The organism is Streptococcus sp. SCPM-O-B-15277 (M60) (assembly GCF_058200335.1).
The window spans coordinates 140,595-155,495 of sequence record NZ_JBYQGR010000001.1; the positions used below are offsets into that span (position 1 = coordinate 140,595).

General features: G+C 40.8%; 19 protein-coding genes. 13 read left to right on the forward strand and 6 right to left on the reverse strand.

Features of this window, described 5'->3' with window-relative positions; genetic code table 11:
* Positions 1-7 precede the first annotated feature (7 nt).
* From AC3E9F_RS00750 to AC3E9F_RS00810, 13 genes are all read left to right on the forward strand, one after another.
* Positions 8-793, forward strand: coding sequence for an enoyl-CoA hydratase (locus tag AC3E9F_RS00750; protein ID WP_263393999.1), 786 nt, complete (start codon positions 8-10; stop codon positions 791-793).
* Positions 794-884: 91 nt separating this feature from the next.
* Positions 885-1,319, forward strand: coding sequence for a fatty acid biosynthesis transcriptional regulator FabT (gene fabT, locus AC3E9F_RS00755; protein ID WP_263393998.1), 435 nt, complete (start codon positions 885-887; stop codon positions 1,317-1,319).
* A complete protein-coding gene (locus tag AC3E9F_RS00760) occupies positions 1,319-2,293 on the forward strand; it encodes a beta-ketoacyl-ACP synthase III (RefSeq protein WP_049494246.1) in 975 nt (324 codons plus the stop codon). Before fabT ends, AC3E9F_RS00760 begins: the two co-directional genes overlap by 1 nt.
* A 58-nt stretch (positions 2,294-2,351) precedes the next feature.
* Positions 2,352-2,576: an acyl carrier protein gene (locus tag AC3E9F_RS00765; RefSeq protein ID WP_000257840.1), complete on the forward strand. Its 225-nt coding sequence runs from the start codon at positions 2,352-2,354 to the stop codon at positions 2,574-2,576.
* 116 nt (positions 2,577-2,692) lie between these two features.
* Entirely contained in the window at positions 2,693-3,667 is a 975-nt protein-coding gene (fabK, locus tag AC3E9F_RS00770) for an enoyl-[acyl-carrier-protein] reductase FabK (protein WP_004251880.1), read from the forward strand.
* Positions 3,660-4,580 carry an ACP S-malonyltransferase gene (gene fabD, locus AC3E9F_RS00775; protein WP_263393997.1) on the forward strand — a complete coding sequence of 307 codons (921 nt, stop codon included), beginning with the start codon at positions 3,660-3,662 and terminating at the stop codon, positions 4,578-4,580. Before fabK ends, fabD begins: the two co-directional genes overlap by 8 nt.
* 32 nt (positions 4,581-4,612) lie before the next feature.
* On the forward strand, positions 4,613-5,347 hold the full coding sequence (gene fabG, locus AC3E9F_RS00780; protein ID WP_263393996.1) for a 3-oxoacyl-[acyl-carrier-protein] reductase: 735 nt from the start codon (positions 4,613-4,615) through the stop codon (positions 5,345-5,347).
* Positions 5,348-5,369: 22 nt separating this feature from the next.
* Positions 5,370-6,605 (forward strand): beta-ketoacyl-ACP synthase II, encoded by a 1,236-nt coding sequence (gene fabF, locus AC3E9F_RS00785; RefSeq protein ID WP_263394539.1) that lies wholly within the window; start codon positions 5,370-5,372, stop codon positions 6,603-6,605.
* A 2-nt stretch (positions 6,606-6,607) separates the two neighbouring features.
* Complete coding sequence (gene accB / locus AC3E9F_RS00790; protein ID WP_263393995.1) at positions 6,608-7,090, forward strand: acetyl-CoA carboxylase biotin carboxyl carrier protein; 483 nt, start codon at positions 6,608-6,610, stop codon at positions 7,088-7,090.
* Entirely contained in the window at positions 7,087-7,509 is a 423-nt protein-coding gene (gene fabZ / locus AC3E9F_RS00795) for a 3-hydroxyacyl-ACP dehydratase FabZ (RefSeq protein WP_214262358.1), read from the forward strand. The genes accB and fabZ overlap by 4 nt, the downstream gene beginning before the upstream one ends.
* 11 nt (positions 7,510-7,520) lie before the next feature.
* Complete coding sequence (gene accC / locus AC3E9F_RS00800) at positions 7,521-8,888, forward strand: acetyl-CoA carboxylase biotin carboxylase subunit (RefSeq protein ID WP_049508931.1); 1,368 nt, start codon at positions 7,521-7,523, stop codon at positions 8,886-8,888.
* Between the two features lie 34 nt (positions 8,889-8,922).
* Positions 8,923-9,786, forward strand: a complete 864-nt coding sequence (accD, locus tag AC3E9F_RS00805; protein ID WP_263393993.1) for an acetyl-CoA carboxylase, carboxyltransferase subunit beta — start codon at positions 8,923-8,925, stop codon at positions 9,784-9,786.
* The gene (locus AC3E9F_RS00810) at positions 9,786-10,553 is read left to right on the forward strand and encodes an acetyl-CoA carboxylase carboxyl transferase subunit alpha (RefSeq protein WP_263393992.1); all 768 of its coding nucleotides are present in this window, start codon (positions 9,786-9,788) and stop codon (positions 10,551-10,553) included. The genes accD and AC3E9F_RS00810 overlap by 1 nt, the downstream gene beginning before the upstream one ends.
* A 118-nt stretch (positions 10,554-10,671) precedes the next feature.
* Here AC3E9F_RS00810 and nusB read toward each other — a convergent pair whose 3' ends face one another.
* From nusB to AC3E9F_RS00840, 6 genes are all read right to left on the reverse strand, one after another.
* Positions 10,672-11,094 carry a transcription antitermination factor NusB gene (nusB, locus tag AC3E9F_RS00815; RefSeq protein ID WP_178895406.1) on the reverse strand — a complete coding sequence of 141 codons (423 nt, stop codon included), beginning with the start codon at positions 11,092-11,094 and terminating at the stop codon, positions 10,672-10,674.
* Positions 11,087-11,476, reverse strand: coding sequence for an Asp23/Gls24 family envelope stress response protein (locus AC3E9F_RS00820; protein WP_006150382.1), 390 nt, complete (start codon positions 11,474-11,476; stop codon positions 11,087-11,089). Before AC3E9F_RS00820 ends, nusB begins: the two co-directional genes overlap by 8 nt.
* 21 nt (positions 11,477-11,497) lie before the next feature.
* Positions 11,498-12,058, reverse strand: a complete 561-nt coding sequence (efp, locus tag AC3E9F_RS00825) for an elongation factor P (RefSeq protein WP_004251910.1) — start codon at positions 12,056-12,058, stop codon at positions 11,498-11,500.
* A gap of 80 nt (positions 12,059-12,138) precedes the next feature.
* Complete coding sequence (locus tag AC3E9F_RS00830; protein ID WP_490672677.1) at positions 12,139-13,467, reverse strand: SPFH domain-containing protein; 1,329 nt, start codon at positions 13,465-13,467, stop codon at positions 12,139-12,141.
* A gap of 9 nt (positions 13,468-13,476) precedes the next feature.
* Positions 13,477-14,463, reverse strand: a complete 987-nt coding sequence (locus AC3E9F_RS00835; protein WP_263393990.1) for a zinc-ribbon domain-containing transport protein — start codon at positions 14,461-14,463, stop codon at positions 13,477-13,479.
* A 7-nt stretch (positions 14,464-14,470) separates the two neighbouring features.
* The gene (locus tag AC3E9F_RS00840) at positions 14,471-14,863 is read right to left on the reverse strand and encodes a hypothetical protein (protein ID WP_263393989.1); all 393 of its coding nucleotides are present in this window, start codon (positions 14,861-14,863) and stop codon (positions 14,471-14,473) included.
* Between the last annotated feature and the right edge of the window lie 38 nt (positions 14,864-14,901).

Sequence of the window (14,901 nt, forward strand, 5' to 3'; positions counted from 1 at the left end):
AGTGGCTATGAATCATATTATCTTTCAAATTCAAGACGATTTAGCGGTGATTACTTTAAATCGTCCCGAGGTGGCAAATGGTTTCCATATTCCTATGTGTGAAGAAATTTTAGAAGCACTGGAATTAGCTGAAAAAGACGATTCTGTTTCATTTATTCTCATCAATGCTGCTGGTAAGGTGTTTTCTGTCGGTGGCGATTTGGTCGAGATGAAGCGTGCTGTTGATGAAGATGATATTGACTCCCTCGCTCGAATTGCTGAATTGGTGAATACGATTTCATATAAAATCAAGCAAATTCCTAAGCCAGTTATTATGGAAGTGGATGGAGCAGTTGCTGGAGCAGCCGCAAACATGGCCTTGGCAGTTGATTTTTGTATTGCAACTGACAAAGCTAAGTTTATACAAGCTTTTGTAGGTGTAGGATTGGCTCCTGATGCGGGTGGATTATTCTTGCTGACGCGATCTCTAGGTGCAACTAGAGCAACTCAATTAGCTATGACTGGAGAAGCTTTCACCGCTGAAAAGGCAATGGAGGCAGGAGCTCTATATCGTCTATGTACAAGTGAACAGTTAGAAAAAACAAGAGAACAATTGTTGAAGAAGTTGAGACGTGGTTCTTCAAATTCCTATGCTGCGATTAAGAAACTTGTTTGGGAAAGTGAATTCAAGCAGTGGCATGAATATGCTCAACTTGAATTGGAACTACAAAAATCACTATCCTATACGGAAGATTTCAAGGAAGGTGTTCGTGCACATTCTGAAAGAAGACGTCCAAAATTTGTCGGGAAATAAAAAATACTTGCACTATTCTTTGAAGTTTGATATACTTTTCTTGTCAAATGTTTTGATTATTAAACTTTTTTTGATAAAGGAGGGAAGAGAAATGGACTACCAACAAGTCAATGACTATTTAACATCAATTTTTAACAACGTCCTAGTGATCGAGGAAGTAAGTTTGCGAGGTAGTCGTTTCAAAGACATCTCTATCAAAGAAATGCACACGATTGATGTTATCGGTAAGTATCCAGAAGTGACTCCAAGTCAAGTGTCCAAAGAGTTGATGGTAACTCTAGGGACTGTGACAACGAGTTTAAATAATTTGGAGAGAAAAGGATACATCGAACGTATCCGCTCAGATCAAGATCGTCGTGTAGTACATCTGCATTTGACAAAGAAAGGTCGTCTCGTTCACCGTCTTCATAAACGTTTCCATAAGGCCATGGTCGAAAGAATTATCGAGGGCATGAGTCCTGAAGAGATTGTAGTTATGGGAAAAGGCTTGACTAATCTTTATCACTTTTTGGAGGATTTGAAGTAATGGCTTTTGCAAAAATAAGCCAGGTCGCTCATTATGCTCCAGAGCAGATTATCACTAACGAAGACTTGGCTCAGGTCATGGATACGAGTGATGAATGGATCTCAAGTCGGACAGGGATTAAAGAACGCCATATTTCTAAGACGAAATCAACAGGAGATTTGGCTACAGAGGTTGCAAGACAACTTATAGAGAAGGCAGGGATTTCTGCTGAAGAGCTAGACTTCATCATTATAGCGACGATGACACCTGACTCGATGATGCCTTCAACCGCAGCTCGTGTTCAGGCAAAGATTGGCGCTCATAAGGCTTTTGCCTATGATTTAACAGCTGCTTGTAGTGGATTTGTTTTTGCCCTATCGACTGCAGAAAAGTTCATTTCTTCAGGAACATATCGAAAGGGTCTTGTTATCGGTAGTGAGACCATGTCAAAATCTTTGGATTGGTCTGACCGTTCAACAGCTGTCTTGTTCGGAGATGGAGCTGGTGGTGTACTACTTGAGGCAAGTGACCAAAAACATTTCTTAGCTGAAAGTCTCAATAGCGATGGTTCTCGTGGTGAGTGTCTCACTTATGGACAGACAGGATTGATTTCACCATTTTCGATTCAAGAAGAACCAGATATTTTCTTGAAAATGGATGGGAGAGCAGTTTTTGACTTTGCAATTCGAGACGTGGCTAAATCTATTAAACAGACCATCGAAAAAAGTCCAATATCAGCAGATGAACTCGATTATCTCTTGCTTCATCAAGCTAATATTCGAATTTTAGATAAGATGGCTAGAAAAATCGGTGTCGATCGTGACAAGCTTCCTGCTAATATGATGAAGTATGGAAATACTAGTGCGGCAAGTATCCCGATTTTACTTTCTGAGTGTGTAGAAGAAGGGCTCATCCATTTGGATGGTAGCCAAAAAATTCTCTTGTCAGGTTTCGGTGGAGGTTTGACATGGGGCACACTTATTGTTACAATTTAGGTAATCATGTGGTGATCACATTGTTATAAAAAAACTATTTATTTTAAAGGAGTCTATCATGGCAGTATTTGAAAAAGTACAAGAAATTATCGTTGAAGAACTTGGAAAAGATGCATCAGAAGTAACACTTGAATCTACTTTTGATGATTTGGATGCAGATTCATTGGACTTGTTCCAAGTAATCTCAGAAATCGAAGACGCTTTTGATATCCAAATCGAAGCTGAAGACAACTTGAAAACAGTTGGCGACTTGGTTGCTTACGTTGAAGAGCAAACTAAATAATTAGAATAAATAAAGAAGGAGTAGGGGAGACCCGCTCCCTCTTGTTTAGGTAATAGTTTGACCGTCAAATTATAATAAAGTCGAACTATTACGTAAGCAAGACTTATGGAGGCAATATGAAAACACGTATCACTGAACTATTAAATATTAAATATCCTATCTTCCAAGGTGGAATGGCCTGGGTAGCAGATGGCGATTTGGCTGGAGCTGTTTCAAAAGCTGGTGGTCTCGGTATCATTGGTGGAGGAAACGCACCTAAAGAAGTGGTTAAAGCCAACATCGATAAGATTAAATCTTTAACAGACAAGCCTTTTGGTGTCAATATCATGCTCTTGTCTCCATTTGTTGATGATATTGTTGACCTTGTGATTGAAGAAGGGGTTAAGGTAGTCACAACTGGTGCAGGAAACCCAAGTAAATATATGGAGCGATTTCATGAAGCAGGAATCACTGTTATTCCTGTAGTTCCTAGCGTAGCTTTGGCTAAACGTATGGAAAAAATCGGTGCAGATGCTGTCATTTGTGAAGGTATGGAAGCTGGTGGACACATTGGTAAATTAACAACCATGACCTTGGTTCGTCAAGTTGCGGCGGCTGTTTCAATTCCTGTTATCGCTGCAGGTGGTATCGCAGACGGTGAGGGAGCTGCTGCTGGATTTATGCTTGGTGCGGAAGCTGTGCAAGTAGGAACTCGTTTTGTAGTTGCTAAAGAATCAAATGCTCATCCAAACTACAAAGCTAAGATTTTGAAAGCTCGTGATATTGACACAACTATCTCAGCACAACATTTTGGTCATGCAGTTCGTGCTATCAAAAATCAATTGACTCGTGATTTCGAGCAAGCTGAAAAAGATGCCTTTAAACAAGAAAATCCAGACCTAGAAATCTTTGAACAAATGGGCGCTGGAGCCTTAGCTAAGGCTGTTGTCCATGGTGATGTAGATGGCGGTTCAGTAATGGCCGGCCAGATTGCAGGTTTGGTATCTAAAGAAGAAACAGTTGAAGAAATCTTAAAAGATATCTACTATGGTGCAGCTGAGAAAATTCAAAAAGAAGCCGCTCGTTGGGCAGGAGTTACAAGAAATGACTAAAACAGCCTTTCTATTTGCAGGTCAAGGAGCCCAGTACCTTGGAATGGGACGTGAACTATATGACCAATATGCTATCGTCAAGGAAACAATCGACCAAGCTAGCCAGGTCTTGGGTTATGATCTTCGTGACTTGATTGATAACGATGAAACGAAGCTAAATCAGACTCGTTACACACAACCAGCTATTTTGGCTACATCCGTTTCCATTTACCGACTACTAAAGGAGAAGGGTTACCAACCAGATATGGTGGCAGGTCTGTCTCTTGGTGAATATTCTGCCCTCGTAGCTAGTGGTGCTTTGGATTTTGAGGATGCGGTGGCTCTAGTTGCTAAGCGTGGATCTTATATGGAAGAAGCGGCACCTGCTGAGTCTGGTAAAATGGTAGCCGTTCTCAATACTCCAGTTGAAGTTATTGAACAAGCTTGTCAAGAAGCTTCTCAACTTGGTGTTGTGACTCCAGCTAACTACAATACCCCAAGTCAAATTGTTATTGGTGGTGAGGTGGTTGCTGTTGATCGTGCAGTTGAACTCTTGCAAGAAGCAGGAGCAAAACGCTTAATTCCGCTAAATGTTTCTGGACCTTTCCATACAGCTTTATTGGAATCTGCTAGTCAAAAATTAGCTCAAGTCCTAGAAGATGTTGAGTTTAATGACTTTGCTTGTCCACTTGTTGGTAATACAGAAGCAAAGGTCATGGAAAAAGAACGAATTGCAGAACTCTTGACTCGTCAAGTTAAGGAACCTGTTCGTTTTTATGAAAGCATTGCAGTCATGCAAGAAGCTGGTGCAACTCGTTTTATCGAGATTGGCCCTGGAAAAGTCTTGTCAGGATTCGTCAAAAAGATTGATAAAACTGCTCAACTTGCAAATGTTGAAGATCAAGCAAGTCTACAAGCACTCTTAGAAAATTAGACCAAAATGGTAGAAGTTCTGAAAGGAGAAAAATGAAACTAGAACAGAAAAATGTCTTTATTACAGGCTCAAGTCGAGGAATTGGTCTTGCCATTGCTCATAAATTTGCTAGCTTGGGAGCCAACGTTGTCTTGAATAGTCGTGGTGAAATCTCCGAGGAGCTTCTAGACGAGTTTAAACCATATGGTGTGAAGGTACTTGCTATTTCTGGTGATGTTTCAGACTTTGCGGATGCAAAACGCATGGTAGACCAAGCCATTGAAGAGCTAGGTTCAGTTGATGTCCTAGTGAATAACGCTGGGATTACTCAAGACACTCTCATGCTGAAGATGACAGAAGAAGATTTTGAGAAGGTCTTGAAAGTCAATCTAACGGGAGCCTTCAACATGACGCAAGCAGTCTTGAAGCAGATGATAAAAGCTCGTGAAGGGGCCATTATCAATATGTCCAGTGTCGTTGGTTTGATGGGAAATATCGGTCAAGCGAACTACGCTGCTTCTAAGGCTGGTCTAATTGGATTTACCAAATCAGTAGCACGTGAGGTAGCCAATCGTAATGTGCGTGTCAATGCCATTGCACCAGGAATGATCGAATCAGATATGACTGCAGTCCTATCTGATAAGGTAAAAGATGCCATGTTAGCACAAATTCCGATGAAACAATTTGGCCAAGCTGAGCAGGTCGCAGAGGTGACAGCCTTTCTTGCAAGCCAAGATTATCTAACGGGACAAGTCATTGCAATTGATGGTGGACTTACCATGCAATAAGAGTTAAAATAGAGGTATGAAAATGAAACTAAATCGTGTAGTAGTAACAGGTTATGGATTAACATCTCCAATTGGGAATACACCAGAAGAATTTTGGAACAGTTTAAAGAATGGAAAGATTGGGATTGGTGAAATCACCAAGTTTGATCACAGTGCTTTTGACGTCCATAATGCAGCAGAGATTAATGATTTTCCTTTTGACAAATATTTTGTAAAAAAAGATACTAATCGTTTCGATGATTATTCTTTGTATGCCTTGTATGCTGCTCAAGAAGCAGTTGACCATGCTAATCTTGACGTAGAAGCACTTGATAAAGACCGCTTTGGTGTCATCGTTGCATCAGGTATCGGTGGAATCAGAGAAATCGAAGACCAAGTCCTTCGACTTCACGAAAAAGGACCAAAACGTGTTAAACCATTAACACTTCCAAAAGCCTTGCCAAATATGGCTGCAGGAAATGTAGCTATGCGCTTTGGTGCCAATGGTATCTGTAAATCTATCAACACAGCTTGCGCTTCATCAAATGATGCTATCGGAGATGCCTTCCGTTCTATCAAATTTGGTTTCCAAGACATCATGCTCGTTGGTGGATCAGAATCTTCAATTACTCCATTTGCGATTGCCGGATTCCAAGCCTTGACAGCTCTTTCAACAACAGAGGATCCAACTCGCGCTTCTATTCCATTTGATAAAGACCGTAATGGATTTGTCATGGGTGAAGGTTCAGGGATGTTGGTTCTTGAGAGCTTAGAACATGCTGAAAAACGCGGAGCAACTATCCTAGCGGAAGTTGTTGGTTACGGGAACACTTGTGATGCCTACCATATGACTTCACCACATCCAGAAGGCCAAGGTGCTATTAAAGCTATCAAACTTGCCTTAGATGAAGCTGAGATTACACCAGACCAAGTAGCTTATGTCAATGCTCACGGTACATCAACTCCTGCTAATGAAAAGGGAGAAAGTGGTGCTATCGTAGCGGTTCTTGGTAAGGAAGTACCTGTATCTTCAACCAAGTCATTTACAGGACACTTACTTGGTGCAGCTGGTGCAGTTGAAGCCATTGCAACAATTGAAGCAATCCGTAACAACTATGTACCAATGACAGCTGGAACTACAGAGTTGTCAGACTACATCGAAGCAAACGTTATTTATGGACAAGGCGTGGAACGTGAAATTCCTTATGCTATCTCAAACACCTTTGGATTTGGTGGGCATAATGCAGTTCTTGCTTTCAAACGTTGGGAGAATAAGTAAAGATGAATTTAAATGAAATCAAAGACTTGATGGCACAATTTGACCAGTCAAGCTTGAGAGAATTTTCTTATAAAAATGGAACGGATGAGTTGCTCTTCAGTAAGAATGAAGCAAAACTTATTTCAGAAACAAGTCCAGCACCTCAACCAGTGGTTTCAGCAACTGAATCTACTGTTGCACCACAAACCCAAACTGTAGCTCCAGTTGTAGAAGCAGTTTCAGAATCAGGTGCTGGTGAATCTGTAGCCGAAGGAGACCTTGTAGAAAGTCCGCTTGTCGGAGTTGCTTACTTGGCTGCCGGACCAGACAAACCTAATTTTGTTTCAGTCGGTGATGCTGTTAAAAAAGGTCAAACCCTGGTCATCATCGAAGCTATGAAGGTCATGAATGAAATTCCAGCACCTAAAGATGGTGTTGTAACAGAAATTCTTGTTGAAAATGAAGAAATGGTTGAGTTCGGGAAAGGCTTGGTACGTATCAAATGATTGATATTCAAGGAATTAAAGAAGCTTTACCCCACCGCTATCCTATGCTTTTAGTGGATCGTGTTTTAGAAGTCAATGAAGATACAATCGTTGCCATTAAAAATGTAACGATTAATGAACCTTTCTTTAACGGACACTTCCCAGCTTATCCTGTGATGCCAGGCGTACTAATCATGGAAGCCTTAGCACAGACAGCAGGTGTTTTGGAACTTTCAAAACCTGAGAATAAAGGGAAGCTTGTCTTCTATGCTGGTATGGACAAAGTCAAATTTAAAAAGCAAGTTGTTCCTGGTGATCAGCTTGTCATGACAGCAACTTTTGTCAAACGTCGTGGCACAATCGCCGTTGTAGAAGCGAAGGCAGAAGTAGATGGTAAGCTTGCAGCAAGCGGTACACTAACCTTTGCTATTGGAAACTAGGGAGGTTTTCCATGTTTCGTAAGATTTTAATTGCAAATCGTGGTGAAATCGCTGTTCGTATTATTCGTGCGGCACGAGAATTAGGAATTGCAACAGTTGCTGTTTATTCAACTGCTGACAAGGAAGCTCTCCACACGCTTTTGGCTGATGAGGCTATCTGTATCGGCCCTGGGAAGGCTACAGAATCTTATCTGAACATCAATGCCATCCTATCAGCTGCGGTATTGACTGAAGCTGAAGCTATTCACCCTGGATTTGGTTTTTTAAGTGAAAATTCCAAATTTGCAACCATGTGTGAAGAAGTCGGTATCAAATTTATCGGACCATCAGCTCGTGTCATGGATGTCATGGGAGATAAAATTAACGCCCGTGCTCAAATGATTAAAGCTAATGTACCTGTCATTCCAGGATCAGATGGCGAAGTCCATACTGCAGAAGAGGCCCTCGCTATTGCTGAAAAAATTGGTTATCCAGTTATGCTGAAAGCTTCAGCTGGAGGTGGTGGTAAAGGGATTCGTAAGGTTGAAAAAGCAGAAGATCTTGTGTCAGCCTTTGAAACAGCCTCAAGTGAAGCCAAAGCCAACTTTGGTAATGGAGCGATGTACCTTGAGCGTGTGATCTATCCTGCTCGCCATATTGAAGTACAGATTCTTGCCGACCAAATGGGACATGTTATTCACCTAGGTGAGCGTGACTGTTCACTTCAACGGAATAACCAAAAGGTTTTAGAAGAAAGTCCTTCGATTGCTATTGGAAAAACCCTTCGTAATGAAATTGGTGCTGCGGCAGTTCGTGCAGCGGAGTCTGTAGGCTACGAAAATGCTGGTACGATTGAATTCCTACTAGATGAAGCGACTGGCAAATTCTACTTTATGGAGATGAATACGCGTGTCCAAGTGGAACACCCGGTAACTGAATTTGTTTCAGGTGTAGATATTGTTAAGGAACAAATCCGTATCGCAGCGGGTCAACCATTGACCTTGAAGCAAGAAGACATTGTTCTAAAAGGACATGCTATTGAGTGCCGTATCAACGCAGAAAACCCAGCCTTTAATTTTGCACCAAGTCCAGGGAAAATTACCAATCTTTATCTACCAAGTGGTGGTGTGGGCTTGCGAGTGGACTCTGCAGTTTATCCTGGTTATACCATTCCGCCATACTATGATAGTATGATTGCTAAAATTATTGTTCATGGTGAAAATCGTTTTGATGCACTCATGAAAATGCAACGAGCTCTTTATGAGCTCGAAATTGAAGGGGTTGTCACTAATGCTGATTTCCAACTCGATTTGATTTCAGATCGTCGCGTGATAGCAGGAGACTACGATACTTCATTCTTGATGGAAACTTTCTTACCACACTATCAAGAAAAAGAATAATGTAAAAATAGTATAAGACTGAAAAGGGGGATGTATGGCTCTATTTAGTAAAAAAGATAAATATATTCGAATCAATCCCAATCGTTCGACTGTAAATCAACCTCAGACCAAGCCAGAGGTTCCAGATGAGCTCTTCTCCCAATGTCCAGGTTGCAAATATACGATTTACCAAAAGGACTTGGGGAGTGAACGTATTTGTCCTCACTGTGGCTATACCTTCCGTATTTCAGCACAAGAGCGCCTTGCTTTAACCATTGATATGGGAAGCTTCCTAGAGATGTTCACAGGAATTGAGACGCAAGATCCATTGGAATTTCCAGGTTACCAGAAAAAATTAGCCTCTATGCGTGAAAAAACAGGTCTTGATGAGGCTGTTGTCACAGGAACTGCTTTGATTAAGGGTGAAAAAGTTGCTCTCGGAATCATGGATTCTAATTTTATCATGGCATCTATGGGAACAGTAGTTGGTGAAAAAATCACTCGTTTGTTTGAATACGCGACAGCTGAAAAATTACCAGTCGTCTTGTTTACAGCATCTGGTGGAGCACGTATGCAGGAAGGAATCATGAGTTTGATGCAGATGGCTAAGATTTCTGCTGCAGTTAAACGTCATTCCAATGCAGGTCTCTTTTATCTGACGATCCTTACGGATCCAACAACTGGGGGAGTGACAGCTTCCTTTGCTATGGAGGGTGATATCATCTTGGCAGAGCCTCAAAGTTTAGTAGGATTTGCTGGACGCCGTGTCATTGAAAATACCGTAAGGGAAGATTTGCCAGAGGATTTCCAGAAGGCAGAGTTTTTGTTAGAACATGGCTTTGTGGATGCGATTGTTAAACGGAGAGAATTGCCAGATATGATTGCTCGATTAGTAAGGTTACATAAGGGGGATTGTTGATGAATATTGCAAAAATCGTCAGAGAAGCACGTGAACAAACCCGCTTAACTGCCTTGGACTTCGCAACAGGAATATTTGATGACTTTGTAGAGCTACATGGTGATCGCTCTTTCCGAGATGATGGTGCCATTATTGGTGGTATCGGTTGGTTGGGAGACCAAGCGGTAACTGTTGTTGGGATCCAAAAAGGTAAAAGCTTACAAGATAATCTTAATCGTAACTTTGGACAACCTCATCCTGAAGGTTATCGAAAAGCCCTTCGCTTGATGAAGCAGGCTGAAAAATTTGGCCGCCCTGTTGTAACCTTTATCAACACGGCAGGTGCCTATCCTGGTGTTGGAGCAGAGGAACGTGGTCAAGGTGAAGCTATTGCTCGTAACCTCATGGAGATGAGCGATCTTAAGGTGCCGATAATCGCTATTATTATTGGTGAAGGTGGTTCTGGTGGAGCCCTCGCTCTTGCCGTAGCAGACCGTGTTTGGATGTTAGAAAACTCAATCTATGCAGTTCTCAGTCCTGAAGGATTTGCGTCTATTCTTTGGAAAGATGGCAGTCGTGCCATGGAAGCTGCAGAGTTGATGAAAATTACTTCTTTCGAATTGCTAGATATGAAGATTGTAGATAAGGTTATTTCTGAGGTGGGCCTATCAAGCAAAGATTTAATCAAGCAAGTCAAAGAACAACTCCGAGCAGAACTTGATGAACTTGGTAAACTGCCACTAGATCAACTCATTGAAGATCGTTACCAACGCTTTAGAAAATATTAAAAACATAAAAAAGCTAGAACTATTATAAGTTCTAGCTTTTTTGTTAACCTGGACTCCAAGTTTCGATGGAAGTGTAGTAAAAAAGTGTTTGATAATAGTCAAACACTTTTTTCTATATTTAGTTTTCTTCAGTTACAAACTGGCTGAGCAGTCCGTTGATGAAACGGGCTGATTTTTGATCTGAAAAGCTTTTTGCAAGTTCAATAGCTTCATTCACAGCTACGAGTTGAGGAGTATCAAATGAAGTGATTTCGAAAACTCCCAAACGCAATAAATTCTTTTCAACTAAGGTTAAACGTTCAATCGTCCAACCAGCCTTTAAATGCTGAGTGATTTGTTTGTCTAGTTCCTCTTTTTGAGCTTGAACACCAGATACAAGATCGATTAGGAAGCTAGGGAGTTTTACCTCGTCGTCTTCTCGATCATGAGTATAAGCGAAGCGACAAGCTGTTTCAATATCAGAACCATATTCAAGACTCATCAGTGCTTGGAAGGCACATTTTCGTAGTTCGCGTCTAGATTCTAATAATGGACTAGTCATTGAGGAAGTCCTCATCAAACAAATCTTTTAATGCTGGTTTTGGTGTCTTATCTGGTGCAATACCAGCAACGTGAATATTCACAGCATTGAGTTCAACATCAGCCATATTACGAACGGCATCTTTTACAGCTTTTTGAATAGCCATTGCAACCTTAGGAACCTTGACACCATACTCAAGATAGAGATAGATATCAGCTGTTAGCTCTTCTTCAGATTCTTTTAGATAGACACCACGGCCGAGTGAAAGTTTTGAAAGGGTGTCAGATACTGATTTGTTTGAAAAAGAGTGGACACCATCAACTTTAGCTGTAGCGATTGCAATGATTTTTTCAAGTACACGTGGGGCGATAACGATTTCGCCTAATTGTTCTTCAATTCCCATAGAATGACCTCTTTCTAGAGATTAGGCACGAGAAACGTAAGTTCCTTCTGCAGTGTTGATAACGAGTTTTTGTCCTGCTTCGATGAAGTCTGGAACGTTAACGACAAGTCCAGTTTCCATTGTAGCTGGTTTACCAGAACCGGTAACAGTAGCACCTTTAATAGAAGGTTGAGTTTCAGCAACTGTCAATTCAACAGTTGTAGGTACTGTTACACCGATTACTTCAGTTCCATAAAATTGAATTTTAACTTCAGAATTTTCAAGGATGTAAAGCAATTCATTTTCAACATTTACAACAGGAATTTCGTATTGGTCGTAAGTTTCAGTGTTCATGAAATAAGCTGTATCATCCATTTTGTACAAGTATTGTGCTGGCACAGTTTCGATAATCGCTTGTTCAAATTTTTCCTCTGGGCGGTAGCTAGTTTCAAATGTTGAACCAGTACGGACATCACGCAATTTCATACGCATGATAGTGTTTCCTTTACCTGGTTTGTGGTGGCTAGCTTCCAAAACGCGGATCAATTTTCCGTCAGCTGTTTCAAAGGTCATACCAGCCTTTAATTTACTTGCTTCAATCATGTTTTTACCTCTTTAATAAAATAATTTACTCTTTATTGTATCATAAGTCGTAAGATTTCTCAAATATCAGGGAAGTGAAATTAGTTGACAGGAACGATGTTTCCTTCTTCATCTTTGGTTACCAATACGTACTTGCCATCGACTTCGATGTAGAAGTTTTTATTAGTTGGTTTTTCTTGACTAGTAGTTTCTTCTGCAGGAGTTGTTACTTCTGGATTAGTAGTTTCTACTGAGTTAGCGGGTTGTTCAGGGATAACAGTTTCTACTGGGCTAGCAACTTGCTCAGGACTTGCAGTTTGGACCGGAGTAAATGCTTGGTTTGGATCAGCGGGTTGAACTGGGGGAACGGTTTGATTTGGGCTAACAGGCTGAGCTTGTTGGGTTAGTTGACCACCGAGAGTTTGACCGAGATTCATACCCATAAACATGTTCATACCATTGCCATTACCTTCGTTATTAGCTGCAGCAATGAGAGCTTCGTTACGAGCACGACGTTCTTCAATTTCGATGGTATTGTATTTCATAGCAACGAGTTCGCTATCAAGTTTACGTACAAGTTCCAAGCTTTCTTGGTCGTAGCTCAAATCCTCAAGAAGGATATTGGTTGCTTCAATACCGTAAAGACCAGTCCATACCTTATTGACTTCTTGTTTAGCAATCTCATTAAAAGTATCTTGATTAGCATTTAGGCTATAGATATCAACTCGGTACTCATTAGTAAATTTGGCAATTGCAATCGCAATTTTAGGAGAGATATTTTGTCGAAGAGTTCCTTGAGCAATATTTTGGAGTGTAAATGGTTTATGTTCGTCAATCTGTTGACTGATAGAGCTAACGTAGAAAAGTACTGGGTCAGAAATCTTGATATCAAACAAACCATAGAAACGGATATTGAGTAATTGTTGGTAACGTTCACTGAAGTATTCTACAGCGTTTTGTGTACCAAATTTATTACCCGCAATCGGTTGGACACGGACAAAGATGATTTCTTGTTGAGTAACGACTTGACCAGCGAATGAAAAGCGGTGCTTGAAGTTTTCCCAAGTTCCTCTTATTCCGCCTTTTTCTAGAAGCCAAGCGTTGTCGCCAGAGCGCCATTCATGGCTACCAGCTTCTAAGACATCACCAAGGAAAGTACCATTATTTACAAGGATAGCAACATAACCTTGAGGAACAATGACAACTGAACCATCTGTTAAAAGTCCGGTATGTTGATTACCTTGTCTAGAAACTCCGTCAGGGTCTTTTGTAAGAAGAATTCCTTTAACAGCTAATGCTTCTGATGATACGTGTTCGGGAAGTACAACGGCTTCCTTAAATTTACTGTCATTAATACTATTAATACCAGCAGTTTTGGCAACATCAACAACTCCCTTAATTTGCTCTTTGGCCATACGAATAAATCCCATAATTTCCTCCTAATTATATAGTTCGTCTTCATCCACAACTTCATAGGTATCAAGAACCCATTGGTTTGGACTACGGGTGATATCAGATCCGCAATAGTCACATTTGCTGATAGCTGATATTTTCAGTGGAGCGCCACAGTTTGGACAGCGGTCGCTAACGGCTTCATCTTGGACAGAGCTTTCGGTTTGACTGCCATGTTTGCGGATGAAGTTCATTTGATAAACTGTAAATAAATCTTTTTGAGGGTCTCCCTCAATAACCTTACGAGTCTTATCTTCGATGACATAGTCTCTCAAAGTAGATGAAAGGATAACAACTAGAGTATCATTTCCATCTGGATTTTCGTAGAAATCTTTGATTCGAACATTCTCGACATAAACTCGTTCCAAAATATTCGTTGTTTGAGATTGGATATAGTCTTCCAGTTGGGCACTATGTTGAGAGTAGAGGCTGGCACTTTCAAGAGAACGCACCAAATTCCAATCTTTTTTAGTCCAGGCTGCCTGTAATTGGATATAGACTTCTTTAACCCATGAAGTGAAAGTGTCTGCATCAAAGTTTGGGTCCCCAGAACGGACACGATCGATAGCCAAGGTGTTGTTTATCACTCGACGGTGAAGTGTTGGTTCAGCATTGTAGCTAGGCGAGCTGCCATAAGATTTACCAGATGATGAATTCTGGTCACTCAAATATTTGATGAGCATGAAGAGTAAGAAAGCTCCGACACCAAACATGATAAGAATGCTCATTCCTGTCCCTAGAGAACCATCTAAACTTGAGTAACTATCGCCAGAACGATAGCTGCTTCTAGAAGAAGAACTACCACTTGAACGACTTCGGCTAGAACTACTACTTCGAGAACTGCTACTGCTTCGTGAGCTACTGTGGCTAGAGCTACCACTTCGAGAATGTCCAACACCTGCATCGATTGATTGCAGGGGTGTCACAAAGAGAAGAAGCAAGAAAGTAGCGATAAGAGTATATAACTTTTTCATATGTCTCCTAACTATGTGAGTTATTTTTCCTAGTATGGTTTTCAATTACCCAACCAAGAATCCATCCAAATACCAAGAGGTAATTTTCGATTGCGCCGATGGCATTTACGGGCGAATGAGAATCTATAAAATTGAAGAGGTGGTTGGTTCCTATTCCGGCACCACCAATGATGAGAGATAGGAGAATCATTCGCAAGTAAAACCAGTCGTATTTTAGATTAGCAGCAGCAATCATGATTAAAACGGCTAGATTCCAAATTCCGATCTCTCTCTGCCATCCGACTGAGAAACCGTAACCTGAGTGATTAGCCATATAGGATGGGAAAAAGAGTTGTAATACAGAGGCTCCTACCATTGCAAGGGCGACAAAAGCAAATAAAAATTTTAAAAACTTATTCATAGATTCTCCTTATCCAAGTTTATTTTCCAGTAGAAAAG